25 protein-coding genes, 1 tRNA gene and 4 pseudogenes are annotated in these 26,919 nt (G+C 69.9%); 12 read left to right on the forward strand and 18 right to left on the reverse strand.

The window, feature by feature from the left end:
- The first annotated feature begins 5 nt into the window (after nucleotides 1-5).
- The 3 genes from ACO057_RS12825 to ACO057_RS12835 all read left to right on the forward strand — a co-directional run bounded on the left by ACO057_RS12825 (nucleotide 6) and on the right by ACO057_RS12835 (nucleotide 2,901).
- On the forward strand, nucleotides 6-953 hold the full coding sequence (locus ACO057_RS12825; protein ID WP_421992279.1) for an ABC transporter permease: 948 nt from the start codon (nucleotides 6-8) through the stop codon (nucleotides 951-953).
- Nucleotides 950-1,831 carry an ABC transporter permease gene (locus ACO057_RS12830; RefSeq protein ID WP_421992281.1) on the forward strand — a complete coding sequence of 294 codons (882 nt, stop codon included), beginning with the start codon at nucleotides 950-952 and terminating at the stop codon, nucleotides 1,829-1,831. The genes ACO057_RS12825 and ACO057_RS12830 overlap by 4 nt, the downstream gene beginning before the upstream one ends.
- Nucleotides 1,832-1,914: 83 nt before the next feature.
- A complete protein-coding gene (locus ACO057_RS12835; RefSeq protein ID WP_421992283.1) occupies nucleotides 1,915-2,901 on the forward strand; it encodes a Bug family tripartite tricarboxylate transporter substrate binding protein in 987 nt (328 codons plus the stop codon).
- Nucleotides 2,902-3,128: 227 nt separating this feature from the next.
- Here ACO057_RS12835 and ACO057_RS12840 read toward each other — a convergent pair.
- From ACO057_RS12840 to bdcA, 4 genes and pseudogenes are all read right to left on the reverse strand, one after another.
- Nucleotides 3,129-3,205, reverse strand: a tRNA-Pro gene (locus tag ACO057_RS12840).
- A gap of 50 nt (nucleotides 3,206-3,255) precedes the next feature.
- Entirely contained in the window at nucleotides 3,256-4,266 is a 1,011-nt protein-coding gene (locus ACO057_RS12845; protein ID WP_421992285.1) for a class I SAM-dependent methyltransferase, read from the reverse strand.
- 359 nt (nucleotides 4,267-4,625) lie between these two features.
- Nucleotides 4,626-6,213 (reverse strand): annotated as a pseudogene (locus tag ACO057_RS12850) (ABC transporter substrate-binding protein).
- A gap of 128 nt (nucleotides 6,214-6,341) precedes the next feature.
- Nucleotides 6,342-7,056, reverse strand: a pseudogene (gene bdcA / locus ACO057_RS12855) (SDR family oxidoreductase).
- 72 nt (nucleotides 7,057-7,128) lie between these two features.
- Here bdcA and ACO057_RS12860 point away from each other — a divergent pair.
- Nucleotides 7,129-7,719: a TetR/AcrR family transcriptional regulator gene (locus tag ACO057_RS12860; RefSeq protein ID WP_421992287.1), complete on the forward strand. Its 591-nt coding sequence runs from the start codon at nucleotides 7,129-7,131 to the stop codon at nucleotides 7,717-7,719.
- A gap of 212 nt (nucleotides 7,720-7,931) precedes the next feature.
- Here the strand turns inward: ACO057_RS12860 and ACO057_RS12865 are convergent, their stop codons facing one another.
- Together ACO057_RS12865 and ACO057_RS12870 are read right to left on the reverse strand one after the other, a co-directional pair.
- On the reverse strand, nucleotides 7,932-8,237 hold the full coding sequence (locus ACO057_RS12865) for a helix-turn-helix domain-containing protein (RefSeq protein WP_421992289.1): 306 nt from the start codon (nucleotides 8,235-8,237) through the stop codon (nucleotides 7,932-7,934).
- Nucleotides 8,216-8,809, reverse strand: coding sequence for a DJ-1/PfpI family protein (locus ACO057_RS12870; protein WP_421992291.1), 594 nt, complete (start codon nucleotides 8,807-8,809; stop codon nucleotides 8,216-8,218). The genes ACO057_RS12865 and ACO057_RS12870 overlap by 22 nt, the downstream gene beginning before the upstream one ends.
- Before the next feature lie 230 nt (nucleotides 8,810-9,039).
- On the opposite strand from ACO057_RS12870, the pseudogene ACO057_RS12875 reads away from it, so the two are divergent.
- Nucleotides 9,040-9,258 (forward strand): annotated as a pseudogene (locus tag ACO057_RS12875) (rhodanese-like domain-containing protein); the annotation flags it as partial.
- A 43-nt stretch (nucleotides 9,259-9,301) separates the two neighbouring features.
- Nucleotides 9,302-9,442, forward strand: coding sequence for a hypothetical protein (locus ACO057_RS12880; protein WP_421992484.1), 141 nt, complete (start codon nucleotides 9,302-9,304; stop codon nucleotides 9,440-9,442).
- On the opposite strand, the gene ACO057_RS12885 is transcribed toward ACO057_RS12880, so the two are convergent.
- From ACO057_RS12885 to mutM, 8 genes and pseudogenes are all read right to left on the reverse strand, one after another.
- Nucleotides 9,424-9,606 (reverse strand): hypothetical protein, encoded by a 183-nt coding sequence (locus ACO057_RS12885; RefSeq protein WP_421992486.1) that lies wholly within the window; start codon nucleotides 9,604-9,606, stop codon nucleotides 9,424-9,426. The two genes, ACO057_RS12880 and ACO057_RS12885, sit on opposite strands and share 19 nt — an antisense overlap.
- 97 nt (nucleotides 9,607-9,703) lie before the next feature.
- Nucleotides 9,704-12,158, reverse strand: a pseudogene (gyrB, locus tag ACO057_RS12890) (DNA topoisomerase (ATP-hydrolyzing) subunit B).
- 54 nt (nucleotides 12,159-12,212) lie between these two features.
- The gene (recF, locus tag ACO057_RS12895) at nucleotides 12,213-13,349 is read right to left on the reverse strand and encodes a DNA replication/repair protein RecF (RefSeq protein WP_421992293.1); all 1,137 of its coding nucleotides are present in this window, start codon (nucleotides 13,347-13,349) and stop codon (nucleotides 12,213-12,215) included.
- 82 nt (nucleotides 13,350-13,431) lie between these two features.
- Nucleotides 13,432-14,559 (reverse strand): DNA polymerase III subunit beta, encoded by a 1,128-nt coding sequence (gene dnaN, locus ACO057_RS12900; protein ID WP_421992295.1) that lies wholly within the window; start codon nucleotides 14,557-14,559, stop codon nucleotides 13,432-13,434.
- A gap of 179 nt (nucleotides 14,560-14,738) precedes the next feature.
- Nucleotides 14,739-16,196: a chromosomal replication initiator protein DnaA gene (gene dnaA / locus ACO057_RS12905; protein WP_421992297.1), complete on the reverse strand. Its 1,458-nt coding sequence runs from the start codon at nucleotides 16,194-16,196 to the stop codon at nucleotides 14,739-14,741.
- A gap of 327 nt (nucleotides 16,197-16,523) precedes the next feature.
- The gene (gene rpsT / locus ACO057_RS12910) at nucleotides 16,524-16,799 is read right to left on the reverse strand and encodes a 30S ribosomal protein S20 (RefSeq protein WP_421992299.1); all 276 of its coding nucleotides are present in this window, start codon (nucleotides 16,797-16,799) and stop codon (nucleotides 16,524-16,526) included.
- Between the two features lie 123 nt (nucleotides 16,800-16,922).
- A complete protein-coding gene (locus ACO057_RS12915; protein WP_421992301.1) occupies nucleotides 16,923-17,696 on the reverse strand; it encodes an enoyl-CoA hydratase in 774 nt (257 codons plus the stop codon).
- A gap of 26 nt (nucleotides 17,697-17,722) precedes the next feature.
- Nucleotides 17,723-18,619: a bifunctional DNA-formamidopyrimidine glycosylase/DNA-(apurinic or apyrimidinic site) lyase gene (gene mutM / locus ACO057_RS12920; RefSeq protein WP_421992478.1), complete on the reverse strand. Its 897-nt coding sequence runs from the start codon at nucleotides 18,617-18,619 to the stop codon at nucleotides 17,723-17,725.
- Nucleotides 18,620-18,696: 77 nt separating this feature from the next.
- On the opposite strand from mutM, the gene ACO057_RS12925 reads away from it, so the two are divergent.
- The 6 genes from ACO057_RS12925 to ACO057_RS12950 are packed head-to-tail and all read left to right on the forward strand — an operon-like array spanning nucleotide 18,697 to nucleotide 22,422.
- Nucleotides 18,697-19,446 (forward strand): class I SAM-dependent methyltransferase, encoded by a 750-nt coding sequence (locus ACO057_RS12925; protein ID WP_421992303.1) that lies wholly within the window; start codon nucleotides 18,697-18,699, stop codon nucleotides 19,444-19,446.
- 1 nt (nucleotide 19,447) lies between these two features.
- On the forward strand, nucleotides 19,448-19,876 hold the full coding sequence (locus tag ACO057_RS12930) for a PaaI family thioesterase (RefSeq protein WP_421992305.1): 429 nt from the start codon (nucleotides 19,448-19,450) through the stop codon (nucleotides 19,874-19,876).
- Entirely contained in the window at nucleotides 19,873-20,697 is an 825-nt protein-coding gene (locus ACO057_RS12935; protein ID WP_421992307.1) for a shikimate dehydrogenase, read from the forward strand. Before ACO057_RS12930 ends, ACO057_RS12935 begins: the two co-directional genes overlap by 4 nt.
- 10 nt (nucleotides 20,698-20,707) lie before the next feature.
- Nucleotides 20,708-21,316 (forward strand): dephospho-CoA kinase, encoded by a 609-nt coding sequence (coaE, locus tag ACO057_RS12940; protein ID WP_421992309.1) that lies wholly within the window; start codon nucleotides 20,708-20,710, stop codon nucleotides 21,314-21,316.
- Entirely contained in the window at nucleotides 21,309-21,986 is a 678-nt protein-coding gene (gene dnaQ / locus ACO057_RS12945; protein WP_421992311.1) for a DNA polymerase III subunit epsilon, read from the forward strand. Before coaE ends, dnaQ begins: the two co-directional genes overlap by 8 nt.
- 34 nt (nucleotides 21,987-22,020) lie before the next feature.
- Nucleotides 22,021-22,422, forward strand: coding sequence for a RidA family protein (locus ACO057_RS12950; RefSeq protein WP_421992313.1), 402 nt, complete (start codon nucleotides 22,021-22,023; stop codon nucleotides 22,420-22,422).
- Here the strand turns inward: ACO057_RS12950 and ACO057_RS12955 are convergent, their stop codons facing one another.
- Genes ACO057_RS12955 through ACO057_RS12970 form a run of 4 tightly spaced genes read right to left on the reverse strand, consistent with a single transcriptional unit; the run spans nucleotide 22,423 to nucleotide 26,684 of the window.
- Nucleotides 22,423-23,013 carry a sugar transferase gene (locus tag ACO057_RS12955; RefSeq protein WP_421992315.1) on the reverse strand — a complete coding sequence of 197 codons (591 nt, stop codon included), beginning with the start codon at nucleotides 23,011-23,013 and terminating at the stop codon, nucleotides 22,423-22,425.
- Nucleotides 23,006-24,211 (reverse strand): O-antigen ligase family protein, encoded by a 1,206-nt coding sequence (locus ACO057_RS12960; RefSeq protein ID WP_421992317.1) that lies wholly within the window; start codon nucleotides 24,209-24,211, stop codon nucleotides 23,006-23,008. Before ACO057_RS12960 ends, ACO057_RS12955 begins: the two co-directional genes overlap by 8 nt.
- Nucleotides 24,205-25,110 carry a hypothetical protein gene (locus tag ACO057_RS12965; RefSeq protein WP_421992319.1) on the reverse strand — a complete coding sequence of 302 codons (906 nt, stop codon included), beginning with the start codon at nucleotides 25,108-25,110 and terminating at the stop codon, nucleotides 24,205-24,207. The genes ACO057_RS12960 and ACO057_RS12965 overlap by 7 nt, the downstream gene beginning before the upstream one ends.
- Nucleotides 25,107-26,684, reverse strand: coding sequence for a heparinase II/III family protein (locus ACO057_RS12970; protein WP_421992321.1), 1,578 nt, complete (start codon nucleotides 26,682-26,684; stop codon nucleotides 25,107-25,109). The genes ACO057_RS12965 and ACO057_RS12970 overlap by 4 nt, the downstream gene beginning before the upstream one ends.
- Nucleotides 26,685-26,919 lie beyond the last annotated feature (235 nt).

Genomic DNA, 26,919 nt, shown 5'->3' on the forward strand with positions numbered 1-26,919 from the left:
CAGACATGTGGGGATTTCTGCTCCGCCGCCTGGGTCAGGTGATCCCCACGCTGATCATCGTCTCCATTCTCGTCTTCGCGCTCCAGCAGCTCATGCCGGGCGACCCCGCGCTGATCCTCGCCGGCGAGGAGCGCGGCGACCCCGAGGTGCTGGCGCAGATCCGCGCCGAGCTGATGCTCGACCAGCCCTTGGTGAAGCAATATCTGCACTGGATCTGGCGCGCGCTGCACGGCGATCTCGGCTTCTCCTGGCGCATCCGCCTGCCGGTCGGCGAGCTGGTGATGGAGAAGCTGCCCGTCACCTTCCAGCTGGCGTCCATGAGCTTCGTCATCGGCGTGGTGATCGGAGTTCCCTGCGGCGTGCTGAGCGCCGTCTGGCGCGACCGGCCGGCCGACTGGATCATCAACGCCATCGCGCTCTTCGGCATCTCCACGCCGAATTTCTGGCTCGGGATCATGATGATCCTGCTCTTCTCGGTGCAGCTCGGCTGGCTGCCGCCCAGCGGCTATGTGCCGCTCTGGGAAGACCCGCTGATGAGCCTCCAGACGACCATCATGCCGGCCTTCGTGCTCGGCACCGGCGTGGCCTCGGTCCTGATGCGCCACACCCGCGCGGCCATGCTGGGCGCGCTCAGCCAGGACTATGTGCGCACGGCGCGCGCCAAGGGACTGAGCGAGCGGATCGTCGTCGGCAAGCATGCGCTGCGCAATGCGCTGGTGCCCGTCGTCACGCTGGGCACCATCGAGTTCGGGCGGCTGCTGGCGGGCGCGGTGCTGACCGAGCAGATCTTCTCCATCCCCGGCTTCGGCAAGCTCGTCGTCGATGCCGTCTTCAACCGCGACTATCCGGTGGTGCAGGGCGTGGTGATGACGACGGCGCTGATCTTCATCCTGCTGAGCCTGGTGGCGGACCTGCTCTACATGGCCATCAACCCGCGGCTGCGCACGGCATGAGCGCCACCGCCGGCAGCCTCGCCATCGAGACCGGCGAAAGCCCTGGACGCCGTGCGCTGCGGCGCTTCGCCCAGCACAAGCTCGCCATGTTCGGGCTGGTCGTGGTGGTGATCTTCGTCGCCGCCGCGCTGCTCGCCCCCTGGATCGCGCCCTTCGACCCGCTGGAGACGAGCTGGACACGCATCCGCAAGCCGCCCTCGCTCACGCACCTCTTCGGCACGGACGAGAATGGGCGCGATGTGCTCAGCCGCGTGCTCTTCGGCGCGCGGGCGAGCCTGATGGCGGGCGTCATCGCGGTCGGCGGGGCGGCGCTGATCGGCGTGCCGGTGGGCCTCGTCGCCGGGCTCGGCGGCAAGTGGGTGGATATCGTGATCAGCCGCGTCGCCGATGCGATGCTGTCGATCCCCTTCCTGATCCTGGCCATCGCGCTCGCGGCCTTCCTCGGCCCGGCGCTGGAGAATGCGATGATCGCCATCGCCATCTCCGCCTCGCCCATCTTCGTGCGGCTCACGCGCGGCATGGCCCTGGAGGCGCGCAGCACGGATTGGGTGGAGGCGGCGCGCGCCCTGGGCAATCCGCTCTGGCGGATCGGGCTGATGCATGTGCTGCCCAACATCGTCCCGCCGTTGCTGGTGCAGGCAACGCTGGCCATCGCGGAGGCCATCATCGCCGAGGCCTCGCTGAGCTTTCTCGGCCTTGGCCAGCAGCCGCCCAACCCCTCCTGGGGGAGCATGCTGAACTCGGCGCAGCGCTTCATCGAGGGCGCGCCCTGGCTCGCCATCTTCCCGGGGCTCGCGATCTTCCTGGTGGTGCTGGCCTTCAACCTGGTCGGCGATGGGCTGCGCGACGCGCTCGATCCCAGGAGCCAGCGGCGGTGACCCACTAGCTTTCCTCCCGGACCGCCCCAAACTGGCGCCCAAGTAAGGATGGGCGCCGATCAGGTGCCGGCCTGGAGGAAAGAATGAGCATCGATCGGGCCCGCCTCACGCGGCGGGCGGCCTTGTGGGGCCTGGCGACTCCGTACTTGCTGGGAAGCCGCAGGGCATCGGCCGATGAGCCCTGGCTCGGACGCCCCATCCGCTTCATCGTCCCCTTCACGCCCGGCGGTCCGACCGATGCCGTCGCGCGGCTCGTCACATTGCGGTTGAACGAACGGCTCCGCGCAAATCTGGTGGTGGAGAATGTCGGCGGCGCCGGCGGCGGCCTGGGCATGGAGCGGCTGACCCGCGCCGCGCCCGATGGCTCCGCGATCGGCCTGGGCACCACGGGCACGCATGGCATCAACCCGCATCTCTATGCCCGGCTGCCCTATGATCCCGTCCGGGGCTTCACGCCGGTCTCGATGCTGATCGAGCACATCAACATGCTGGTCCTGCGCGGCGATCACCCGGCGCGCAATCTCGCCGATCTGCTGGCCGCAGCACGAAGCGGTACGGTCACCTACGGCTCCGCCGGGAACGGATCCTCCAACCATCTCTCCGCGGAACTTCTCGGCATGCAGGCCGGCGTGCAGATGCAGCACGTCCCCTTCCGCGGCAGCGGCCCCTCCATGGCCGAGGTCCTGGCCGGCCGCATCGACTTCATGTTCGACACGCCCGCCGCGCTGCCGCTCGTCCAGGGCGGCAATGCCCGTGTCATCGCCGTGACCAGCACCGGCCGCCATCCACTCCTGCCGGACGTGCCTGCCATCGCCGAGACTCTTCCCAGCTACAAGGTCATCGGCTGGTTCGGGGTCTTCGGGCCGGCGGGGGCTGCCCGCGCCCATCGTGGCGACCCTGAATGGCGCCATCGCCGCCGTTCTGGCCGAGCCGGAAACCCAGGCGCGCCTTCGCGGGATGGGGCTGGACCCCGCATCCAGTTCGCCCGAGGAATTGGCCGCGCGGGGCGGCCCAGGACGATGCTCTCTGGGGGGCCGGTCATCCGGCAGGCGGGCCTACGGGCAGGTTAGAGCATCACCCGATCAGACGGAATCGTCTGGTCGGGTAAAGATACTCGAAAAAAGCAAAGAGCTAGAGACTTCGAAGTGAGCCTTTGCGAACGGATCGCCCTCTCGCACGCTTTTGTCGCGACGCAGGACGGCGGCCGCCGCGAGCTCTTCAGGAGGAAGGGCATCCGCCGGAATTCGAATGAAGGGAGCCGTCGAGTGGCCCGATCCAGGGGGGATCAAGGGCCGGATGGTCGGAGTGGCCGGATTTGAACCGACGACCCCTTGTCCCCCAGACAAGTGCGCTACCAGGCTGCGCCACACTCCGATGGCCGCTGCCTTACCACCCGAAGCGCCGATGTCAAAGGGGGGCAGGCCTCAGACAACGGCCTTTGCGTAGAGATCGCCCCTGGTGGGAGGCAGGCCCGAGGCCCCGCCCGCCTTTTTCGTCGCCACAGTCTGGAAGATGTTCACGCTGCCGCGCTCGAAGGCCAAAGCGCAGCCGGCGAGATAGACCAGCCAGATGCGCGTCTTGGCCGCGCCCACCTCGGCCTCGGCCGCCTCGCGCCTGGCATATAGGTTTTCCGTCCAGAGCCGGCAGGTGCGGCCGTAATGCTCGCGCCAGCCCTCGGTGTCGTGGACCTCGAAGCCGTTGCGCTCCAGGGCGTCGGTCGTGCCGCCGATATGATCGAGCTCTCCACCTGGGAAGATGTAGTTCACGAGCGCGGCGAATTCCGGCCGCTTCCTGCGGAACTCGCGCTCGTTCCGCTTCATGGGCCGGGCGATCGCGTGGTGCAGGTAGATCCCGCGCGGCCGGAGCAGTGCCCTGATATGGCTGAAATATCCGTCGCGATTGTCGAGCCCGACATGCTCGAACATGCCGATGGAGGCGATCTTGTCGAACTCCACGTCCTTCAGGCTGCGGAAGTCCCGCAGCTCGATCGTCACGCGGTCCTCCAGGCCGAGTCGCTTCACCTTGGCCGTCGCGAAATCGAACTGCGCCTGGCTGAGCGTCACGCCATGCGCCCGCACGCAGTGGTGCTGCGCCGCGTGGCAGACGAGCCCGCCCCAGCCGCAGCCGATGTCGAGAAACCGCTCGCCCGGGGCAAGGCGCAGCTTGCGGCAGATCATCTCCAGCTTGGCCTTCTGCGCCGTGGCGAGATCCGCCTCCCAATCAGGATAGTAGGCGCAGGAATAGACCATCTCCGGGTCGAGGAAGAGCGCATAGAATTCGTTGGACAGGTCGTAATGGAACTGGACCTGCGCCTGGTCGTCGCGTCCCTCGCCGGCGCGCGCCTTCTGCGCACCCGCATAGGCCTGGGCGCCGCCTGAGGCGCCGGGCCCGAAGAGGAAGGGCAGCAGCGCCCGCGCCGCCGCGAGCTTGCTCACCGAGCGCGCCAGCCCGCGCCTTCCCCGATCCCCCTCGCCGCGCTGCGAGGTCGAGCAGGGTTCCGCCCTCGATCTCGATCAGCCCTTCGGCGAGCAGATCGATGAGCGTGGGCAGGCGCGGGCGGCGCAGCAGCCGCGTGATGGCCCTGGGATCACGGACAGCGATGGCGAGATCGCCGGTCCAGTGCTGCCCGAGGGGGATGGCCTCGCCGTCCCAGAGACGAACGGCGAGATCGAGGTCGAGCTTCCGGCCGAGCTCGTGGAGGAGAGACCGGAGCCGGGGTCAGGCGGGGATCGGGCGACATGGCTGGAATCCTGCCACGCCGGACAAGGTTTTTTCCATCGCCGTTTCTTCGACCTCAGGCGGGGCGCACGCCCCAGGGATAGGGCATGCTGCCCTTGGCCAGTCCGGTGATGCGCCGCCGATAGGCGCTGCGGATGACGAATTGCCCGAGTGGAATGGTGGCCACATCGTCCTGCGCCAGCTTGTTGATCTCATTGGCGAGATTTTGCTGCCGTTCCGGCTCCGCCGCATCGAGCCAGGCCTGGACCAGCTCCTGCGCGCGGGCGCTCTCGTACCAGCCGAACCAGCCCGGTGCGCCCGGTCCCTTCACCAGCGAGGACACGCCCGGATTGAGATAGGCCAGGGAGGAGCCATAGGTGTGGAAGACGCTCCAACCGCCCTGGTCCACCGGCGCGCGGCTGACGCGGCGCTGGACCACGGTCCCCCAATCGGTCTCGGCCAGCTCGACGTTCATGCCGATGCGGCGCAGGCGATCGGCCGTGATCTGGCCATGCGGGCCGATGAGCGGGAAGTCCCGTCGGATTGATGATGACGACCTTCTCGCCCTTGTAGCCCGAGGCCTGCAGCGCCGCGCGCGCCCGGTCCAGGCTGCGGGGCGGCGCGTTGAGCTCGGAGAGGTTCTCCACACCCAGCGGCGTGCCGCAGGGGAACAGGCTGTGGCACTCGCGCCAGACCGAGGCATCGTCGCCCATCGTCGCGCGCATGTATTCGCTCTGGTCCACCGAGAGCGCCACCGCCTGGCGGACCTTGAGATCGTTGAACGGCGCCTGCAGATGGTTCAGCCGCATGATGGACATGAGCCCGGTGGGATTGAGCGCCTCCACCGCGATGTTGCGGTTGCGCTGGAGTGTGGGCAGCAGGTCGGTCAGCGGCTGCTCCAGCCAGTCGATCTCGCCGTTCTGCAGCGCCGCCGCGGCGGTCGCGGGGTCGGGCAGGATGTGCCATTCGATGCGCGGAAAATACGCGACCTTGCCGCCGGAGGCCCAGTCCGAGGGCTCCTGGCGCGGCACATAGGCGTCGTTGCGCGTATAGGTCACGCGGCTGCCGGAAACGAATTCATCCCGCTGGAAGCGATAGGGGCCCGAGCCGATCATCTCCGAGACCTGCGTGCTGGCATCTGTGCGCGCCAGACGCTCGGGCAGGATGAAGGCGACATTAGCGTCGGGCTTGGCCAAAGCGTCGAGCAGCATCGGGAAGGGCCGCTTCAGGCGGATTTCCAGCGTGCGGTCGTCGGTCGCGACCCAGCGGTCCACCACGGCCGCGAGGATCTGGCCGAAGGCGTCGCGCTTGGACCAGCGCTCGAGGCTGGCGGCGCAGTCGATGGCGCGCACCGGCTCGCCATCGTGGAAGCGCAGGCCTTCCCGCAGACGGATCTGCCAGACGCGGCCATCGTCGCTGACCCGGTGGCCCTCGGCCATCTGCGGCTTGGGCTGCTGCGCGCCGTTCACGGCGAAGAGCGTGTCGTAGACATGGTAGCCGTGCATCTGGGTGACGATCGCGCTGGTCCAGATGGGATCCAGCGCGGTGAGATTCGCCTGCGGCACGAAGCGCAGGGTCGAGGCCCGTGCCGGCTGCGCCAGCGCCGGCGCCGCGACCGCCAATCCCCCGGCTGCGGTGGCTTGAAGAAGGGTTCGACGTTTCATGGCGCAACCATTTTGTTGTTGCGCCCAGGCTGCCAGCCTCCGCCCATCCGGTCAAAGACTCCGCGAAGCGGAGTCGGCTTCCTGACGCGTCGGGCGGCGGAGCTCCGGCCGCCCCTTCCCGCTTGGCGTCAGGCGCCGAAGCCGCCGTCGATCGTGTGCATCGCCCCGGTCACGAAGCCCGCCTCCGGCCCCGGCGAGCCACGCGACCATGCCCGCCACATCCTCCGGGCGGCCGTGGCGCTTGATCGCCATGACGGCGTGCTGGATGTCCTTCATCGGGCCGTCGGCCGGGTTCAGATCGGTGTCGATCGGACCGGGCTGGACGACGTTCACCGTGATCCCGCGCGGCCCGAAGTCGCGCGCCAAGCCGCGCGCCATGCCCTGCAACGCCGATTTGCTCATCGCGTAGGCCGACAGCCCGGGGAAGGGAATGCGGTCCCCGTTCACGGAGCCGATGACGATGATGCGCCCGCCCTCGGGCATCTTCCGCGCGGCCTCGACCGCCGCGTGATAGGGCGCGTTCACGTTGATGCGGATGAGGCGGTCCACCTCGTCGGGATCCTGCTCCAGGGGATCGCCGAAGGCGCCCACTCCGGCATTCACCACCAGTACGTCCAGCGGCCCGCTATCGCGAACCCGCGCGATGACCGCGTCGCGCTCGGCGCTGTCCGTCAGGCCGGCGGTCGCCCCCGTCTCGGCCGCAAGGCGCTCGGCCGCCTCGCGCGAGCCGGCATAGGTGAAGGTCACCGCGGCGCCATCGGCCGCGAAGCGCCGCACGATCGCCGCGCCGATCCCGCGGCTGCCGCCGAGCACCAGAACGCGCTTACCCTGAAAATCGGTCATGTGGGGTTCCTTGAGATTTAATGTATTAATCGCTACATAATCCTCGGAACGACCCCGTCAAGAGATTTTGTAATGATTACTACAAATTTAACACGCCCTCGTGGCCGCCCCCGCCGCTTCGACCCCGAAAGCGCCGTCGTCACCGCCCAGAAGCTGTTCCAGGCGCGCGGCTACGACGCCGTCAGCGTGGCCGACCTCACCCAGGCGTTGGGCATCAACCCGCCGAGCTTCTACGCGGCCTTCGGCAGCAAGGCGGGGCTCTATGCGCGCGCGCTCTGCCGCTACACCTCCACCGAGGGGGTTCCGATCACGGAGATCCTGCGCCAGGGCGCGCCGCTGGCCGCGGCACTCGCGCAGGTGCTGGAGGAAGCGGCGCGCCGCTACGGCGCCGACCCCGCGGCCGGCGGCTGCCTTGCCATCGAGGGCACCCGTTGTAGCGACCCCGAGGCGCGCGAGGCCGCGCTGCGTCTGACCGAGGGCGCGGGCATCGCGCTGCGGGATTTCATCGCCACCACCCGTCCGGAACTGGCCGAATGCCTGGCGGATTACGTGGTGACGGTCATGACGGGGATGTCCACCATGGCCCGCCAGGGCCATGACCGCGACCGCCTGCTGGTGAGCGCCCGGTTGGCCGGCGAGGCCATCGCGCAAACCCTGCGCTGAACGCGGCCGGGCGGCGCGGCCGCCCAACTGGTGTGCGATGCCAGGAGACATATTCCTGAAACCGACCTGATCGATTGATTTCCGGCCGGGACGTGCCAGGGAACTTGTCCCTCGGCGACATCAACAATGTCCCGGATCGCCGGTCGTGACGCCAACCTTGTCAACGCCGTTCCGCGCGCCGACCGCGAGGTGGAGAGACGGCCCGGGGGCGGCTATGACTGGTGGTGCCGTCGCTTCGCCATAGGCATGGGCGGGCCGCTCTGCCGCGCTATCCCGAAGCGAAGGCGATACTCCCTCGGCGCGACACCGACGCCGCGGCGGAAATGGTGCCGCAGCGTCTCCGGCGTGCCGAACCCGACGGCCTCCGCGATCGCGTCGATGCTGGCATGCCCGGTCGTGAGCTGACGCTTGGCTTCCTCGACGCGCTCGGCCACCAGCCACTCGCCCGGCGGCGAACCCGTCGCCTCGGTGAAGCGCCGGATGAAGGTCCGCAGGCTCATGCGGCAGTCATCCGCCATGCGCTGCAAGGTCCACGGTAGAGCCAGGTCGGCGCGCAGCAGCCGGTCCAGCAGGGGGCGCGACCTCCGCGTGGCGGCTGACCGGCACCGGCCGCTCCAGGAACTGCGCCTGGCCGCCGCTGCGGTGGGCTGGCATGATCAGGCGTCGGGCCACGGAGTTGGCCGCTTCCGGCCCGAAATCCCGGCGCACAATCTCGATCAGCAGGTCGATCCCGGCGGCGCTCCCGGCCGAGGTGAGGATGCGCCCATGGGCACGGTACAGAGACGCCGTGATCGACCGCGACGCCGGGATAGCGCTGGCGCAGCACGTCCGCATAGCGCCAGTGGGTGGTGGCGGTGCCGCCGTCCAGAAGGCCGGTCGCGGCCAGCACGAAGGCCCCCGAGCAGATGGAAGCCAACCGCGCGCCGCGCCCATGCGCGTCCCGCAGGCGCTGGCACAGGGCCTCGGGCACCGGCGCTGCGGCGCCCTTCCAGCCGGGGACGACGATGATATCCGCCTGGTCGAGCAGCTCCGGCCCGTGCTCCGCCGTCAGGGTAAAGCCGCCCTGGGCGCGCAGCGGGCCCTCCTCCACGGCGCAGGCCGCGAAGCGGTACCCAGCCCTCCCCCATCTCGGGGCGGGGCAGGCCGAAGACTTCGGCCACGATGCCGAACTCGAAAGTGCAGAGGCCGTCGTAGAGCAGAGCCGCCACGAGGGGGCCCATCAGTTTTGGCATGATATGCCTGTACTCTGTCATCCATGCCAATGGCAAGCGGAGCGCGGTGGCTGCGACACTGCGGTATCGACAGCAGCAGGACAGCGCCATGCCCACCGCAGTGACCGCCATCGCTCCGGCACCCAGCGACCTCGCCCGCGAGCACTTCGCGGCCGGGCTGACCTTCGAGACCGATTGCTGGGACGTGCACGACGCCTTGTCGCGCGGCGCCGACTTTGTGCTGCTGGATGTGCGCAGCCCCGCCCTCTACGCCCGGGGCCACGTGCCGGGGGCCGTCAACCTACCGCATGGCAAGATCATCGGCTCCAGGATGCAGGCGTGGCCGCAGGGGACGGTCTTCGTCACCTACTGTGCCGGGCGCGCATTGCAACGGCGCCGCCCGGGGCGCGCTGCGGCTGGCCCAGCTCAGCCGTCCGGTGAAGATCATGGCCGGGGGCATCACCGGCTGGCTCGACGAAGGCTTCGAACTGGTTCAGGCCGAGGGGCCGTGACGATTACCATCCGGGCCGCGTGACCGAACGACGCGGCGCGACTGCACGGCCTGATCCCGGACCACGCGGCCTTCGAACGAGGTGCTGCGCCCCTGACGATCGCCGCGCTCCAGGCCCTCCTCGCTGCGCAGCCCTCCCCGGTCCGCCAGGGCCGAGCGGGTCAACCAGATTTCCAGGCGAAATCAGTCCATTAGCGCGGCGAGGGCCAGTGACAACTTGTGGCACAGGGACAAGTTCACTGGCACCTCACAACGGGCGACCTCAGACGTCGAGATTCGCCACCTTCAGCGCATTGCCCACGATGAACTCGCGCCGCGGCTCCACCACGTCGCCCATGAGCGTCGAGAACACGCTTTCCGCATCTTCCGCATCGTCCACGCGCACCTGCAGCAGCGTGCGGACGGCCGGATCGAGCGTCGTCTTCCAGAGCTGATCGGGGTTCATTTCGCCCAAGCCCTTGAAGCGCTGGATGGTCAGCCCGCGCCGCCCCTGCCCGAGGATCCGGTCGAAGGCGGCCAGCGGCCCGCGCACCTCGGACTCGTTGGCCGTCGAAGGCGAGCTTCGCGCCGGCGGCGAAATCGCGCTGCAGGAACTCGCGGCGCTCGTCGAGCCAGCGGGCCTCGGCGCTGCGCAGCGCCGCGGAGGTGATCGTGTAATGCTCGGCCACGCCGCGCACCATGCGATGCATCTGCACGCCGCCCTCGTCGAGGCTGACCTTCCACCCACGCTCGGAGGGGGGCGCCATGGCGTCGAGCCGCTGGGCGAAGTCATTCGCCGCCTCGAGCCCGCGCTGGGCATCGGGCGTGAGGATGCCGGCCATCGCCGCCTGCTCGATGATCTCGACGGGGATGTTCACGGCGAGACGGCGGATGCGCGAGGTGGTCTGGCGCAACGATTCCACGATCTCCATCAGCTCGTCGCCCACGGCCACGCGGCCGGTGCCCAGAGTAATGCGCGCATTCGCCGTCGCCTTCTCGATCAGATAGTCCTCGAGGGCGCGGTCGTCCTTCAGGTAGCGCTCGTCGCTGCCGCGCTTGGCGCGGTAGAGCGGCGGCTGCGCGATGTAGAGGTAGCCGCGCTGAATCAGCTCCGCCATCTGCCGGTAGAAGAAGGTCAGCAGCAGGGGGTGCGGATGTGCGAGCCGTCGACGTCGGCGTCCGTCATGATGATGATCTTGTGGTAGCGCAGCTTGTCGGCCGAGAAGCCGCCCTTCGCCGGCTCGCCCGGACCGATGCCGGTGCCGAGCGCGGTGATGAGCGTGCCGATTTCGGCGCTGGCCAGCATCTTGTCGATGCGCGCGCGCTCCACGTTCAGGATCTTGCCCTTGAGCGGCAGGATCGCCTGGTTGGAGCGGTTGCGCCCCTGCTTGGCGGAGCCGCCGGCCGAGTCACCCTCGACCAGGAAGAGCTCGCTCTTGGAGGGATCCTTCTCCTGGCAATCGGCCAGCTTGCCGGGGAGCGTGGAGAATTCCAGCGCGTTCTTGCGGCCCACCTTGTCGCGGGCGAGCTGCGCGGCCTTGCGCGCCACGGCGGACAGCACGACCTGGTCGAGGACGAGCTTGGCTTCCTTGGGATGCGTCTCGAACCAATGCGACAGCGCGTCGGCCACGGCCATCTGCACGACCGGCTGCACCTCGGAGGAGACCAGCTTGTCCTTGGTCTGCGAGCTGAACTTCGGGTCGGGCACCTTCACCGAGAGCACGCAGGTCAGGCCCTCGCGCATGTCGTCGCCGACGAGCTCGATCTTTTCCTTCTTCGCCAGATCCTCGGCGTATTTCGTCACCACGCGCGTCAGCGCCTGGCGGAAGCCGGCCTGGTGCGAGCCGCCGTCGCGCTGGGGGATGTTGTTGGTGAAGCAGAGCATCACCTCGCGCGGGGAGTTGGTCCACCACATCGCCAGCTCGACGCGGATGCCGTCGCCTTCCTTGGCGATGACGCTGATCGGCGGCTTGAAGATCGGCTCCTTGGCCTTGTCCAGCCACTCCACGAAGGCGACGAGGCCGCCGTCGAACTTGAACTGGGTCGACTGCGCCGGCACGTGGCGATCGTCGCGCAGCGTGATGGCGAGGCCGGAGTTCAGGAAGGCCAGCTCGCGCAGGCGCCGTTCCAGGATGTTGTAGTCGTATTCGACCTGGGTGAAGGTCCCGGCGGAGGGCTTGAAGGTGACCTGCGTGCCCTGGTGATGCTCCGGCGCCGGGCCGACGACCCTCAGCGGCCTGCACCGTGTCGCCATGCTCGAAGCGGATGAAGTGCTCGATCCCGCCGCGCCAGATGCGGACTTCCATCCATTCGCTGAGCGCGTTCACCACGGCCGCGCCCACGCCGTGCAGGCCGCCCGAGACCTTGTAGGAATTCTGGTTGAACTTGCCGCCGGCATGCAGCCGCGTCAGCACGACCTCCGCCGCCGAGACGCCCTCTTCCGCGTGGATGTCCACCGGGATGCCGCGCCCGTCGTCGGTGACCGTGACGCTGCCGTCGCCGTTCAGCACGAGGTCGACGCGCGTGGCATAGCCCGCCTGCGCCTCGTCCACCGAATTGTCGAGGATCTCGAAGGCCATGTGGTGCAGGCCCGAGCCGTCATCGGTGTCGCCGATATACATTCCAGGCCGTTTCCGCACGGCTTCGAGGCCACGCAGGACGGTGATGGAGGCGCCGGTGTAGTCCGCGTCGGAGACCTGGTTGAGGGGGTCGCCGCCGGTCGGGATATCGCTGCTCATCGGGAAATAGAAAACCTCAGGAAAGACCGCGGTATTATGGCATTTTTCCTGCGGTCACGGCAGGGGGTTTCGACAGGCCTGTCCCGTCGAAACCGTCCAGTGTTCCGCGGCTTGCGAAAGGGGGGCGAAGACCTCCGGATCGGTGCCCGTCAGGAAGCTCTGGGCAGGCAGCGTGCAGAGGGCCTCGAAGAGCGCCACCCGCCGCTGCGCATCCAGATGCGCGGCCACTTCATCCAGCAAAAGCAGGGGCGCAAAGCCTCTCGCCTCGGCGATCAGCCCGGCATGGGCCAGCACGGTCGAGACCAGCAGGGCCTTCTGCTCGCCCGTGGAGCAGAGCCCGGCGGGGATGGCCTTCTCGCCATGCGCGAACAGCAGGTCCGCCCGGTGCGGGCCGGACAGCGTGGCCCCGGCGGCCGAATCCCGGGGCCGGGAGGCCGCCCAGCCCGCGCGCAGGGCGTCCTCGGCGGCCAAAGCGGGCATGGTCTCCAGCAGTTCCGCCGCCGGGTCCTGCAGGGTCAGCACCGCGCGGGGGAAGGCCCCGGCCGCGCCCGCCTCCAGCCGGGCATTGAGCCGCCCCACCAGCGCCCGCCGCGAGGCCGCGATGGCGATGCCGTGCCGCGCCATCGCATCCTCCAGCCCGCCGATCCAGGCGGGGTCCGCGCGGCGGCCCTCGCGGCCCTGGAAGAGCAGGCGGTTGCGGTTGGCCATGGCGGTCTCATAGGCCGAGACCTCGCGCGCCAGGTGCGGTTCCAACGCCACCGCAAGGCGGTCCAGGAAGCGGCGGCGCCCGCCGGCGCTCTCCTGGAAGAGGCGGTCCATCTGCGGGGTGATCCAGACGGCGGCGACCCGCTCGGCCAGGTCCGATTGCACGCGCAGCTTCGCGCCGTCCAGCCGGAAGGCGCGGCGGTCGGGGCCGCCCTCCTCCACGCTGCCGGTGCCGACTTCGAAGCCGCCGATGCCGTCGTCGAAATGGCCGGAGACGGCCCAGGGCGGCGCGCCGCCCATCGCCACCTCGCCGACCCGCGCGCCGCGCAGGCCACGGCCGGGGGCGAGCAGGCTGATCGCCTCCAGAAGGTTCGTCTTTCCGGCGCCGTTGGGGCCTGCAAGGACGACGACCGGCGCAGAGAAACGAAGATCGGCGGTGGGATAGGAGCGGTAGCGGGTCAGGCGCAGGCGAGTGAGATTCAGCATGAAACCATCGAGGGGCTCCGCCCCTCGAACTCCCCGGCAGGAAACCGAGTTTCCTGCCCCTTCCGCAACAAGTCGCGCGTCGTCAGACGCGCATGGGCATGAGGACGTAGAGGGCGCCGGGGTCCTTGGAATCGGCCACCACCGTCGGCGCGCTGCCGTCGGAGAAGCGGAATTCCAGCTCGTCGCCGACCTGATCCGTGATGTCGTTCAGGTAGCGCGCCTGGAAGCCGATCTCGATGGGCGTCGAGCCATAGGTCACCGAACCCTCGTCCAGCTCTTCCTGCGCCTGGCCCTGCTCGGGGCTGGAGGCGGTCAGCAGCAGGTGGTTGCGGTCGATCGAGAGCTTCACCGGGCGTGAACGCTCGCTGGAGATGGCGGCCACGCGGCCCACCGCCTCGGCGAACTCCTTCTTGGAGACCTTCAGGATCTTGTCGTTGCCGCGCGGGATCACCCGCTCGTAATCGGGGAAGGTCCCGTCGATGAGCTTGCTCGTCAGCGTGACAGTGCCGATGCGGAAGCTGATCTTGGTGTCCGACAGGCGGAACTCGATCTCGTCGCGCGTCTCCTCGGCGAGCTTGTTGACCTCGTTCACGGTCTTGCGCGGGACGATGACGCCCGGCATGCCGGAGGCGCCTTCGGGGAGATCTTCCTCGACGCGGGCCAGGCGATGGCCGTCCGTCGCCGCGGCGCGCAGCACCTTGCGGCCATCGACCTCGGCGGTGTGGAGATAGATGCCGTTGAGGTAGTAGCGCGTCTCTTCGGTGCTGATGGCGAAGCGCGTGCGCGAGATCATGCCGCGCAGCTTGGCCGCTTCCAGCTTGAACTGATGCGGCATGGAGCCTTCCGTCATGGACGGGAAGTCCTCGACCGGCAGCACGGGCAGGCTGGTGCTGAAACGGCCGGCGCGCAGCGCCAGCGGGGCGTCGCCGCCCTTGTGGTCGAGCTCGACCATCGCGCCTTCCGGCAGCTTGCGCACGATTTCATACAGCGTGCTCGAGGGCGCGGTGGTGCGGCCCGGACGGGCCACCTGCACGCCCGGCACTTCCTCGACGATGGCGATTTCCATGTCGGTCGCGGTGACGCGCAGCGTGCCGTCCTTCGCGTCCAGCAGGATATTCGCGAGGATGGGGATGGTGTTCCGGCGCTCGACCACGGATTGCGTGTGCCCGAGAGCCTTGAGCAGAATGGCGCGCTCGACGCTGAACTTCATCTCCCGGTCCCTTGCTATCCGAAGGCGCTGCCACGATTCGCCGCGCAATATGGCCAATCCACTAGCATCAAGGCCGGTCCGGGCAAAGCACAGGCAGAGGTTTCACGCCCCGGGCGGGGCATTATTACGCGCTCGCGCCGAACTGCCGGTTGAAGGGGCCGCAGGCCGGCCCCTTCCCCTCACATCTCCAGCATCTTGCGAAGCAGGGTCACGTCCTCGGCGAAGGAGGGGTCCTCCCCCATCAGCTCCGTGATCTTGTTCACCGCATGCAGCACCGTGGTGTGGTCGCGATTGCCGAAGCGGCGGCCGATCTCGGGCAGCGAGCGCGAGGTGAGTTGCTTGGCCAGGTACATCGCCACCTGCCGCGGCCGCGCCACCGCGCGCGAGCGCCGGGCCGAGGCCATCTCCGTCAGCCGGATGTTGTAGTGCTCGGCCACCTTGCGCTGGATGTCGTCGATCGACAGGCGCTTGTCGTGCGCGCGCAGGATGTCCGACAGCACCTCCGGCACCGTATCCAGGGTGATCGGCCGGCCAAAGAGCTTGGCATGGGCGACCAGACGGTTCAGCGCACCCTCGAGGTCGCGCACGTTGGACGCGATCTTGCGGGCCAGCAGCTCCTGCACGCGCGCCGGCACCTCGACGCCCGCGTGATTGGCCTTGGCCTGCAGGATCGACAGCCGCAGCTCGTAGGTGGTGGCGTGCAGGTCGGCCACGATGCCGCCGGAGAGGCGCGTGCGCAGGCGGTCCTCGATGCCCGAGAGGTCGTTGGGCGCCTTGTCGGCCGAGATGATGATCTGCTTGCCGGCGTCGATCAGCGCATTGAAGGTGTGGAAGAACTCCTCCTGCGTGTTGTCCTTGCCGATCAGGAACTGCAGGTCGTCCACCATGAGCACGTGCACGGAGCGGAGCTGCGTCTTGAACTCCATCGTGTTGTGCGAGCGCAGCGCCGCGATGAAGCGGTACATGAACTTCTCGGCCGACATATAGGCGACGGCGAGATCGGGCGCCTGGTCGCGCAGCGCCCAGGCGATCGAGTGCATCAGATGCGTCTTGCCCAGGCCCACGCCGCCATAGAGGAAGAGCGGGTTGAAGCCGGGCTGAGCGGGGCTCTCCGCCACGCGGCGGGCGCAGGCATGCGCGAATTCATTGGGCTTGCCGACGACGAAGCTGTCGAAGGTGAAGCGCTGGTCGAGCGGCACGAGCCAGTCGTTGCGCAGCGCATCCGACGAGACGGCCGGCAGCGCGACGGGCGCGGCGGCTACGGCCACGGCGACGGGCGGCGGCGGCGAGGTGGTCACGTTCTCGGCGAGGGCCGTGGACTCTTCCGCGGCGGACTCGACGGCCGGGACCCCGGCCGCCTGCACGCGCAGCGCCACCTGGCGCATGCCCGGCATCTCGGCCTGGCAGGCCAGACGCAGCCGGTCGCCGTAATGGTCGCGCACCCAGTCGCGGAGGAATCGGGTCGGGAGAGTGATGAGCACCGTTTCGTCGTCGACCCCCGCGAGGGTCATCTGACGGAGCCAGTTGCGGTACTCGACGTCGCCGACCTCCTGGCGGAGTCGGGCCCGAGCCCGGGCCCAGCTCGCGGCGGTCTTTCCGGCATTGGGCGGGGGAGTATCGCCGGAATCCTGGTCCATCCCTGTCCTCAGTCTCTCAACGTTTCCATCACGGAAGCGCATCGGTTGTGTCACTTGGGAGGGCGGGGGCGCCCCCAATCTACTTCCTTGAGAGAAATCAGTCACTTGTCAGCCGACGGACCCATGTAACGGCAGGTCTCGGAAGGGAGTTTAGCGAGAGTAACACGGCGAAATAAAGCGGCCCGACACAACAATTCCAAAACTCCGGCCACGGTGTGACAAACAAGCCGCGATTATATTCCGAACAAATGACAGACGCGCGACATCGGCGAGAGCATGGTTATACTCTCGGCCGAGCCGCGCTTTACTTGTTAGGAAAGCTTTTACTTAGGCGCTGACGGCGCCCAGGGCCTTGATGCGCGCCGAAAGGCGCGACAGCTTGCGGGCCACCGTGTTGCGGTGGAGCACGCCCTTGGTCACGGCCCGCTGCATCTCGGGCTCCGCGCCCTTGAAGGCCTCGGAGGCCACCGCCTTGTCGCCGCCGGCGATCGCCAGCTCGACCTTGCGGAGGAAGGTGCGCACGCGCGAACGCCGCATGCGGTTCCGCTCGGTGCGCTTCTCGGTCTGACGGATGCGCTTACGCGCCGACGCGTTATTGGCCATGGTGTCTTGTATGCGATCTCTATAGGGGCGGGCGGAAGGGACCGCCTCAGGAGGGCAAGGGTCTAAGCCGCATGCCCCACCAACGTCAAGGCGGTTGATGAGGCCGGCGAGGCACCGCGCCGCTTAGCGGTTGGTGAAGCTCGGCTTCCGCTTTTCGGCGAAGGCGGCCATGCCCTCCTTCTGATCCTCGGTGGCGAAGAGAGAATAGAAGATTTTGCGCTCAAAGCGCACGCCCTCGCCCAGCGTGGTCTCGAAGGCCACGTTCACCGCCTCCTTGGCGATGGCGACCGACGGCGCGGAGAGGCTGCCGATCTTCTCCGCCACCTTCAGCGCCTCGGCCATCAGCTGATCCAGCGGGACGATGCGCGCCACGAGCCCGCTGCGCTCCGCCTCGGCGGCATCCATGAAGCGGGCGGTGAGGATGAGGTCCATCGCCTTGGCCTTGCCCACGGCCCGCGTGAGGCGCTGCGTGCCTCCTGCGCCGGGGATGATGCCGAGATTGATCTCCGGCTGGCCGAACTTCGCGTTCTCCGCCGCGATGATCATGTCGCACATCATGGCAAGCTCGCAGCCGCCGCCCAAAGCGAAGCCGGCCACCGCCGCGATGACGGGCTTCTTGATGCGGGTCACGGATTCCCACTTCGAGATGAAGTCCTCGAAATAGACGCCCGGATAGCTGCGCGACTGCATCTGCTTGATGTCGGCCCCGGCGGCGAAGGCCTTCTCGCTGCCGGTGATGACGATGGCGGCAATGGCGGGATCGGCATCGAAGCCGACCAGCGCCTCATGCATTTCGGCCATGAGCTCGTCGCACAGCGCGTTCAGCGCCTGCGGGCGGTTGAGCCGGATGATGGCGGCGCGGCCCTGCGTCTCGGTCAGGATCATCTCGTAAGGCATGGCATTCCCTGGAGGTTCTGCGGCGTCTAGCGCTGCGTTCTCGGGCAATAGAAGGTCGATCGGCCGGACTGCACAAGCCGGACGATCCCCGGGCAGCCCTTGGGCCCGGAGCAGAGCCGGCAGGGCTGGCCCTCGCGGTCATAGACGTCGAAGCGGTCCTGGAAGCCGCCGATCTCGCCATCCGAGCGCACATAGTCGCGCAGGGTGGACCCGCCGGCCTCGATGGCGTCCGACAGCACGGATCTGATGGCCGGAACCAGCTTGGCGGCCCGGCTGCCCGGGATGGTGGCGGCCATGCGCGTGGGCGAGATCCCCGCCCGGAACAGCGCCTCGCAGACGTAGATATTGCCGAGCCCGGCCACGATCTTCTGATCCAGCAGCGCCGCCTTGATCGGGGTGAACTTTCCGCCCAGAGCGCGTTCCAGCACCTCGACCGTGAAGCCCTCCTCCAGCGGCTCGGGCCCCAGGCCCGCGAGCAGGCGGTGCCCGTCCTCCGCCTCGCGCGGCACCAGGTCCACGCTGCCGAAGCGGCGAGGGTCCACGAAGCCGACGCGCCAGCCGCCCTCGGTCTCCAGCATCAGGTGCTCGTGCAGCTCGGGTGGCTGGTTGTGGCCGCGGGCGTCGCTGGCCGCGCCCTGCGGGCCGATCCGGGGCACGAAGGGCGCATCGCGGTGGCGCGCCACCATCCGCCCGGACATGCCCAGATGGATGAGCACGCTCGGCCGCTCCACCAGGCGCATGAGCATGTATTTGCCGCGCCGGCGGAAGCCCTCCACTTGCGCGCCGGTCAGGGTCTGGACGAGGCCGGCGGGGAAGGGCCAGCGCAGCCCCTCGCGGCGGGTCTCGGCATGGCGGATCACCTGCCCGTCCAGCACCTTGGCCAGACCGCGCATGACCGTCTCGACTTCGGGCAACTCAGGGATGGCGCGCTCCTCTTCCCATCGATTTCATGCGCCGGCCGGCATGGCAGATTCCCCGCCGGGCCGCTATAGCTGAGCCAATGAGCGACAACGCCGACCGCACCGCCGATTTCGGTTTCCGTACCGTGGCCGCTGGCGAGAAGGCCTCGCTGGTCCGCGAGGTCTTCGACAGCGTGGCCCCGCGCTACGACATCATGAACGACCTGATGTCCCTGGGCGTCCACCGGATCTGGAAGCGCATCTTCCTCAACGTCATCTCGCCCCGGCCTTCGGACACCCTGCTCGACCTCGCCGGCGGCACGGGCGACATCTCCTTCCTGGCGCTGGAGCGCGGGGCCGGGCGCGTCATCTGCTCGGACATCAATGCCGAGATGCTGATGGTCGGCCAGTCGCGCGCGCTGGATCGCGGCCTCGCCCGCGGCCTGTCCTTCCTGTGCAACAACGCCGAGCACATCCCCCTGCCCGACGCCTCGGTCGAGAAGGTGAGCATGGCCTTCGGCCTGCGCAACTGCACCGACAAGGACGCCGTGCTGCGCGAGGTGCGCCGGGTGCTCAAGCCCGGCGGGCGCTTCCATTGCCTGGAATTCTCGCGCCTGGAGATCGCCGCCCTCGCGCCGCTCTATGACGCCTGGTCCTTCAAGGCCCTGCCCGCCATCGGCGGGCGTATCGCCCAGGACGCCGAAAGCTACCGCTACCTCGCCGAGAGCATCCGCATGTTCCCCGACCAGGCGACGCTGGCGGGCATGATGCGCGCAGCCGGGATGGAGCGGGTGTCGCACCGCAACCTCTCGGGCGGCATCGTCGCCATCCACACCGGCTGGAGATTCTGACATGGCGCCCCCCGGCCTGCGCGAGCGCATCGAGACGAGCTTCGCCCTGCAGGGGCTCATGCGCGTCATCGAGGCGCGGATCGCCGAGGTCGGGCCGGGCCGCTGCGTCATCGAGGCGCCCTTCCGCAAGACGCTCACCCAGCAGCACGGCTATCTGCATGCCGGCGTGCTGACGACCCTGGCCGACAATGCCTGCGGCTATGCCGCGCTCAGCCTGCTGCCGCCCGGCCAGGAGGTTCTGACCGCCGAGCTCAAGGTGAATTTTCTGCGCCCCGCGCGCGGTGTCATGGCCATTGCCCGCGCGGAGGTGCTCAAGCCCGGCCGCACGCTGACCGTGGCCCGCGCCGAGGTCTGGATGCGCCTCGAGGACGGCTCGGAGACGCTCTGCGCCGCTATGCAGGCCACCCTGGTCCCCTCGCTGACCGCATGACGATCACCGGAAAGGCCATGCTGGCCGGCGTCACCGGCTGGCCCGTCGGGCATTCGCGCTCGCCGCTGCTGCACGGCACCTGGATCGCGCGGCACGGGCTGGATGCCGCCTATGTACCCCTGCCCATCCGGCCGGAGGATTTTGCCCACGCCATCCGCGGGCTGGCCGCGAGCGGCTTTCGCGGGATGAACGTCACCATCCCGCACAAGGAGGCGGCCTTCGCCGTCTGCGACAGCGTGTCGCCCCGCGCGCTGCGGGCCGGCGCGGTGAACACGCTGGTCTTCCGCGACGGTCGCATCGAGGGCGATTGCACGGACGGCTTTGGCTTCCTCGCCTCGCTGGACGGCTACGATGCCGCGAGCGGTCCGGCCGTGGTGCTGGGCGCGGGGGGTGCCGCGCGCGCCATCGCCGCCGCGCTGCTCGATGCCGGTTGCCCGCGCCTCACCCTGGTCAACCGCACCACCGCCCGCGCCGAGGAGCTGGCCCGCGCGCTCGGCGGGCCCATCGAGGTGAGCGACCGCCCCCCGCTGGAGGGCGCGGCGCTGCTGGTCAATTCCACCAGCCTCGGCATGGCCGGCCAGCCGCCGCTGGAGATCGACCTCGCGCCCTTGCCCGCCCATGCCGTGGTGGCCGACGCCGTCTATGTACCGCTGGAGACGAAGCTGCTGGCCGCCGCGCGGGCGCGCGGGCTGCGCGGCTCGGACGGGCTGGGGATGCTGCTGCACCAGGCGCGGCCGGGCTTCGAGGCCTGGTTCGGCGTGATGCCGCAGGTGGACGCGGAGCTGCGCCGGATCGTGGCGGCGGATATCCCGGCCAGATGAAGGCCCCTTCGTGAAGATCTGGGGCCTCACCGGCAGCATCGGCATGGGCAAGTCGACGGCCTCGGGCGCCTTCCGCCGGCTCGGCGTGCCGATCTTCGATGCCGATGCGGCCGTGCATGCGCTCCAGGCCAAGGGCGGCCGCGCCGTGCGCCCCATCGAGCGCGCCTTTCCGGGCACGACCGGCGAGGACGGCGTGGTCCGCGAGAGGCTGCGCAGGGCCGTCCTCGGCGATCCGGCGGCGCTCAAGCGGCTGGAGGCCATCATGCATCCCCTGGTGCGCGACGAGCAGCGCCGATTCCTCGGGCGCGAGCGCGGGCGCGGCAGGCGCCTCGTCGTGCTCGACATCCCGTTGCTCTTCGAGACGCGGACCGACCTCTCCGAATTCGACCGCATCCTCGTCGTCTCCGCCCCCGCCGCCGTGCAGCGCCGGCGCGTGCTGCGGCGCAAGGGCATGACCGAGGAGCGCCTCGACGCCATCCTGGCGCGGCAGATGCCCGATGTCGAAAAGCGCCGGCGCGCCGACGTCATCATCCGCACCGGGCTTTCGCGCCGCCATGCCGAGGCCGCCGTGCGCCGCCTGGTTCAAACACAGATGGGCGGAACACGGCGCCATGCGTGAGATCGTCCTCGACACCGAGACCACCGGCTTCGAGCCCAGCGAGGGACACCGCGTCCTCGAGATCGCGGCCATCGAGATCGTGAACCTGATGCCCACGGGCAAGGTCTTCCACACGCTCATCGATCCCGAGCGCGACGTGCCGCCGGAGGCCGCGCGCGTACACGGCTTCACCCGCGCCGATCTCATCGGCAAGCCGCTCTTCGCCGACGTGGCGGAGGCGATGCTGGAGTTCCTGGAGGACTCCCCCATCGTCGCGCACAACGCGCCCTTCGACTTCAAGCAGCTCGATGCCGAGCTGGTCCGCAGCGGGCGCAGGCCGCTGGATCCGTCGCGGATGGTGGACTCGCTGGTGCTGGCGCGCCTGGCCTTTCCGGGCGCGCAGAACAGCCTGGACGCGCTGTGCCGGCGCTTCGGCGTCGACCTCTCGCAGCGCACGACCCACAACGCGCTGCTGGACGTGAAGCTGCTGGCCGAGGTCTATCTGGAGCTGCGCGGCGGGCGCCAGCCGGGGCTGGTGCTGGGCTCGGCCCCCGTCGTCCAGGCGATCCTGCGCGAGGAGAGCGCGCCGCGCACGCCGCGGCCCCTGCAGGTGTCGGAAGAGCAGCTAGCGCGCTTCGATGCGTTTCTCGCGAAGATCAAGGATCCGCTGTGGAAGAAGCTGGAGCCGTAGTCCAGGATCGTCCCACCTCCAGGGAGAACGAACCATGAGCGCCACCGAATACCCGCCCGCCCCCGGGCTGATGAAGACGCCCTCCTACTCGCATGCCGCCGTCGCCACCGGCGCGCGCACGATCTACACGGCCGGCCAGGTCGCGATGGACGAGACCGGCGCACTGGTCGGCGCCGGCGATCTCGAAGCGCAGACGAAGCAGGTGATGACCAATCTCGGCAAGGCGCTGGCCGCCGGCGGCGCCAGCTTCGCCGATGTCGTGAAGATCACCACCTATGTCGTGAACTACAATCCGAACATGCGCGCCGTCGTCGGCAAGGTGCGCGGCGAGTTCTTCGCGGGCCGCACGCCGCCGGCGAGCACGCTGGTCGGTGTCGCCGCTTTGGCCATGCCGGAATGGCTGATCGAGATCGAGGCCATCGCCGTCCTCGACTGATCAATCGGGGCGGCGGTCGAAGCGCGCCATGGTCGCATGGCCCGGCGCGCTCACCCCCTCCCCACGCAGTAGCACGCGAGCGCAGCGCCACAGGATGCGCAGGTCGCCGCGCAGGGTGATGCGCTCGACATAGCGCGCATCCCATTCCAGCCGCGCCTCCCAGGGCACGCCGTTGCGCCCCATGGATTGCGCCAGCCCGGCAAGGCCTGGCCGCACCGCGAGCCGCCTCGCCTGGCGGGGCGTGTAATGCGCTGCATAGTCCGGCAGCAGCGGGCGCGGGCCGACCAGGCTCATCTCCCCGCGCAGCACATTCACGAGCTGCGGCAGCTCGTCGAGCGCGGTCGCGCGCAGGACGCGGCCGAGCGGGGTGAGGCGCTGCGCATCCTCGCCCGGCCCCTCGCGCATGCTGCGGAACTTCAGCACCGCGAAGGGTGCGCCGCCGCGCCCCGCGCGCGCCTGGCGGAACAGCACGGGCGCGCCGAGGCGCAGGCGCACCAGCAGCGCCACCCCGGCCATGGCCGGCGCCGCCAGGGCCAGCATTAGCCCCGCCAGCGTCACATCCAGCGTACGCTTGCCCCAGCGCTCATACACGCCGCGCCTCCACGCCCAGCGACAGCCCAAGCCCCAAAGCGAACCACACCATCCGGTTGCCCAGATCCGTCGAGACCATGGCCGTCATCGCGAGCGGAAGGGTCAGTGCCAGGATCGCCGCCGCGCGATCCGGCTCCACCCGCCCCAGCCGCGACAGCATGAAGAGCGCCCCGCCGCCGAAGGCCGCCAGCCACAGCGCCAGCCCGACCGCCCCGCCCTCGACCAGCGCCTCGATCGCGTGGTTGTGCGGATGCAGGCCGCGATCCTGGCCCACGCCCGCCGCCACCGGGAATCCGCCCGGCCCGAGCCCCGCGAATCCGCCCCAGCGCCAGGCCTCGGCCCAGAGAATGTCGCGCGCGGAATCCACGCCGCCCGTGTCGCGCGTCAGCCGTTCCAGCGTCGCGAGTTCCCCGGCCCGCTCGGGATCGAGCAGCAGCACGGCCAGGACCACGCCGCCGCAAAGGGGAGCGGCGGCCAGCCAGAGCAGCGCCGGCCCCATGCACCCCTGCAAGACCCATCGCAGGGCCGGCGCCAGGGCGACGGTCAGCCCAAGGGCGAGGAAGGCCGTGCGCCCGCCCGGCAGCAGCACCGCGACGCCCAGGGCGGCGAGGGTCCCCAGCCAGAGCAGGCGCCGCCAGCCCCGCGCGCCCGTCGCGCGCAGCGCCGCCAACCCCGCCGCGCAGGCGATGGCCAGGCCGGCCACCTGGTACTGCACCCGCACGCGCGTCGGGTCCGCGCCCACCTGCCCGCCCAGCACCACGGCGTCGGTCGCGATCCCCCAGGCCACCGAGCCGCCGACGAAAAGCCCGAGCAGGATCACCGCATCGAGAAAGACGCGCCGCGCGGCGGGCTCGCCTCCCACCACCAGCCCGGCAATCACCATCGCGGGGCCGAGGATCAGGATCTCCGGCAGGCGGTCGGCCACGCCGGCGTTCCAGGGGCTCCACGTCGCGGTCAGGCCCCACCAGGCCCAGAGCGCCCCGCAGGCCGCGAGCGGCAGTCCCAGCCCCGGCGCGAGGTGCCAGCGGCCGCCCGCGATCAGCAAGGGCAGCAGCGCGAGCAGCCCGAGCGCCGCCAGCGCCGTCAGGTCGAAGGGCAGCGCGGCCAAGGCGGGTGTGGATTTGAGCGCGCCGGCAAAGTGCATCGCCGCGGCGGCAAGTCCGGCGAGCGCGCCCAAGGCCGGCAGGGCCCTCAGCATCCGCCGTCGCCGGGCAGGCGCGTCAGCACGGGTTCGATGCGCGGACGCGCCGGCGCGGGCCACCCCTCCTCCCCGCGCCCTTGCAGCAGCAGCCGGCAGGATGCGGCAAGGATCACCGCGCCCGGGATCGCGAGGGCCAGCAGGATCAGCAGCAGGGGCCGGTTCGGCACCGAGGGCCGGATCTCCACCACCGGCGGCGAGACCAGCCGCGCCGCCGCCGCCTCGTCCGCCGCGACCACCAGGGCCGCGCGCTGCTGCTGCGCCAGCAGCTCGTAGAGCGTGTTGCGGAGATAAAGATCGGGCTCGGTCCGAAGCCGCGCCTCCAGCGCCACGATGCGCCGCCCGGCGAGTTCCGCCAGCGTCTGGCGCACACGCGTCTCGGCGACGGCATGCAGGCGCTCCAGCACGTCGAGCGCGGTCGCGCGGTCGCGATGGACCAGCTCCAGCGTCCAGGTGACGGAGGTGAGCGAGGGGGTGGCGGCGAAGTTCCGCTCCAGGAAGTCCAGCACGTCATCAGCATCCACCGCCATGCGCAGGCCCAGCAGCCGGCGCAGCGGCCCCAGCGGCAGCGCCGCGCGGCGAGCCTCCAGCTCGGCCGGCAGGCGGGTCTCGCGCGTCAGCGCCAGGGCGGCCTCGGGGGCGCGCAGCGCGGCGAGATAGACCGCGAAATTCCCGCCCGGCCGCTGGTCGAGCAGCGAGGGCTGCAGGAAGGGCGCGGGCGTCAGCAAGGCGGAGGTGGCGATGCCAGTGGTCTCGGCCGGCGCCACGATGGCCGAGGCGACATAGCCGCGCGGCCAGTTCCAGACGACCATCGCCGCGCCGGCATAGAGAAGCAGCGCGACCCAGGCGAGCCGCGACGCCTGCCGCCACAGCCCGCGCAGGAGCGCGTCGAGCGTCATGTCAGCCGGATCAGCGTGGTCAGGCGGCGCGCCTGCGCATCGACCCGCGCCTCGAGCACCGGCAGCGGATAGGCCTCGCCATAGGCGAGGCTTTCGAGCCCCTCGACGAGCCGCAGCCGGAGCGGAGCGTCGGCGGTGACGACGAGGCGCGCGGGGCCGCTCACGCCGTCCTCCGTCAGCGCCCATTCCGCCGGCAGGAGCCGCCAGCGCAGCACGGCCTCGGCGAAGGGGCCGCCGATCCGGTCCTCGACGCGAAAGCCATCGGGGGTCGCGAAGACCTCGCGCGCATGGGTGCGGCCACGGCGGTCGCGCCACCAGCCGCCATCGGGCAGCGCGCCCGTCGCGGGCCAATGCGCGAAGAGGAAGGGGCCCAGGCGCGGCATCTGGTCCTCGCCGTCGAAGCCGATGGTGTTGTGCGCCGCCGCCCCCTGGAAATAGGGGATCCAGCCCGGATCGGCCGGGTTGTAGGCGCCGGTGCCGCCGTCGCGCAGCAGGTTTTCCGAACCCGTCCAGAGATCGAGATGCAGCAGGTCCGCATGGCCGGGACGGAAGCGCAGCGGGCCGGTCCGCAGGATCGCCCGGGCGCGGCCGCTGCGGCGTCCGAGGAAACCGAGGCTGGCCCAGTCGCCGGCTTGCGCGAGTGTGTTGACCGGAACCGGCAGCCCCATCGCCGCGCAGCCGGGATCGTCGGGCCAGCCGGCCGAGGCCCCCGAAAAGAGCCGTGCGGCGCGCTCCAGGCTGGCGCGGGCATCGTCCGGCCCGGCCCCGGAGAGATCGGCGAAATGGGAGCCGTCCTGGTGGCCGATGCGCGGCAGCGCGCCCGTCCGCGGGCAGGCCAGGCGGTGCAGCCAAAGCGTCGCCGCCGAAAGCCGCTCCAGAGTGAGCGGCGCGGCGGGCGGACCGGACCAGCGCCGCCGCAGCCACTCCGCCACCGCCACGACGTCGAGCAGCAGGCGGTGATAGGCCGGGCTGGGCTGGGCGAAGCTGCCATCGGGCGCGACGAGGCGCGCCACCGCCACGTCCAGCCGGCGCGCGCCCCGCCGCGCCATCCGCGCCTTCCCCGTCGCGAGGCCGCAGACCAGCAGGCCGGCGGCCTCCGAGATGGGGTGGTTGTTGTCCTGCGCCATGGCATAGGCGGGGTTGGCCGCGACGCGCCGGGCCAGCAGGCGCATCGCCCCGGCATCGGGCCGCCCGCCGGCCAGGGCCGCGGCCAGAGCGAGGTGGAGTGCCCGCAACGCCGCCTCCTGGCCGCAGCCCCAGTTCGGGCCGCGATAGGGCGGATTGGCCGCGAACCAGGCGGCGAGGAAGGCGGGGATCCGCCTGTCCTCGCCCGACAGCGCGAGGCGGGGCAGCTCGGCCCAGCGATTGGCCTCCCAGAGGGGGCGGATGTCGGCGCCCGCCATCGCGCGGAACCGGGCCGCCGGCAGGCCGGGATTGGGGGCGATGGCGGGCGCTTCCGCGACGAGGCCAGGCGGGACCGCCCGGTCTCGCAGCCGCGCCGACATCAGCGCTCGGGCTAGGTGGCCCCGCCCGATCAGCGCAAGCGCCACCGCGCGCGGCCCGAGGCGCCGCATCGCATCCAGCCGGAGACTGCAATTACATGAAATGGAAGCGCAACCGCCACTCATGATTGCAAGCATGACGGAACTTCGGCCAAATATACAATGTTTCTATGGGACAAATAATAAGTGCCATCGCATAAATCATCGTGGCGACTCCCCATTGCCCTCGGCATTACATTGTCTCAACTTGCCCTTTCCTCCATCGCCCTTCCACAGGGCCTCCCCTCGAATTTATTGTCTGCGCCCG

Source organism: Roseococcus sp., assembly GCF_965227005.1.
GTDB lineage: Bacteria > Pseudomonadota > Alphaproteobacteria > Acetobacterales > Acetobacteraceae > Roseococcus.

Coding starts and splice junctions, on each gene's coding strand:
- ACO057_RS12825 (WP_421992279.1), top strand. CDS start 6: ATGTGGGGATTTCTGCTCCGCCGCCTGGGTCAGGTGATCCCCACGCTG.
- ACO057_RS12830 (WP_421992281.1), top strand. CDS start 950: ATGAGCGCCACCGCCGGCAGCCTCGCCATCGAGACCGGCGAAAGCCCT.
- ACO057_RS12835 (WP_421992283.1), top strand. CDS start 1,915: ATGAGCATCGATCGGGCCCGCCTCACGCGGCGGGCGGCCTTGTGGGGC.
- ACO057_RS12860 (WP_421992287.1), top strand. CDS start 7,129: ATGATTACTACAAATTTAACACGCCCTCGTGGCCGCCCCCGCCGCTTC.
- ACO057_RS12865 (WP_421992289.1), bottom strand. CDS start 8,237: ATGGCGGATGACTGCCGCATGAGCCTGCGGACCTTCATCCGGCGCTTC.
- recF (WP_421992293.1), bottom strand. CDS start 13,349: ATGCTGAATCTCACTCGCCTGCGCCTGACCCGCTACCGCTCCTATCCC.
- dnaN (WP_421992295.1), bottom strand. CDS start 14,559: ATGAAGTTCAGCGTCGAGCGCGCCATTCTGCTCAAGGCTCTCGGGCAC.
- dnaA (WP_421992297.1), bottom strand. CDS start 16,196: ATGGACCAGGATTCCGGCGATACTCCCCCGCCCAATGCCGGAAAGACC.
- rpsT (WP_421992299.1), bottom strand. CDS start 16,799: ATGGCCAATAACGCGTCGGCGCGTAAGCGCATCCGTCAGACCGAGAAG.
- ACO057_RS12915 (WP_421992301.1), bottom strand. CDS start 17,696: ATGCCTTACGAGATGATCCTGACCGAGACGCAGGGCCGCGCCGCCATC.
- ACO057_RS12925 (WP_421992303.1), top strand. CDS start 18,697: ATGAGCGACAACGCCGACCGCACCGCCGATTTCGGTTTCCGTACCGTG.
- ACO057_RS12930 (WP_421992305.1), top strand. CDS start 19,448: ATGGCGCCCCCCGGCCTGCGCGAGCGCATCGAGACGAGCTTCGCCCTG.
- ACO057_RS12935 (WP_421992307.1), top strand. CDS start 19,873: ATGACGATCACCGGAAAGGCCATGCTGGCCGGCGTCACCGGCTGGCCC.
- dnaQ (WP_421992311.1), top strand. CDS start 21,309: ATGCGTGAGATCGTCCTCGACACCGAGACCACCGGCTTCGAGCCCAGC.
- ACO057_RS12950 (WP_421992313.1), top strand. CDS start 22,021: ATGAGCGCCACCGAATACCCGCCCGCCCCCGGGCTGATGAAGACGCCC.
- ACO057_RS12960 (WP_421992317.1), bottom strand. CDS start 24,211: ATGCTGAGGGCCCTGCCGGCCTTGGGCGCGCTCGCCGGACTTGCCGCC.
- ACO057_RS12965 (WP_421992319.1), bottom strand. CDS start 25,110: ATGACGCTCGACGCGCTCCTGCGCGGGCTGTGGCGGCAGGCGTCGCGG.
- ACO057_RS12970 (WP_421992321.1), bottom strand. CDS start 26,684: ATGCGGCGCCTCGGGCCGCGCGCGGTGGCGCTTGCGCTGATCGGGCGG.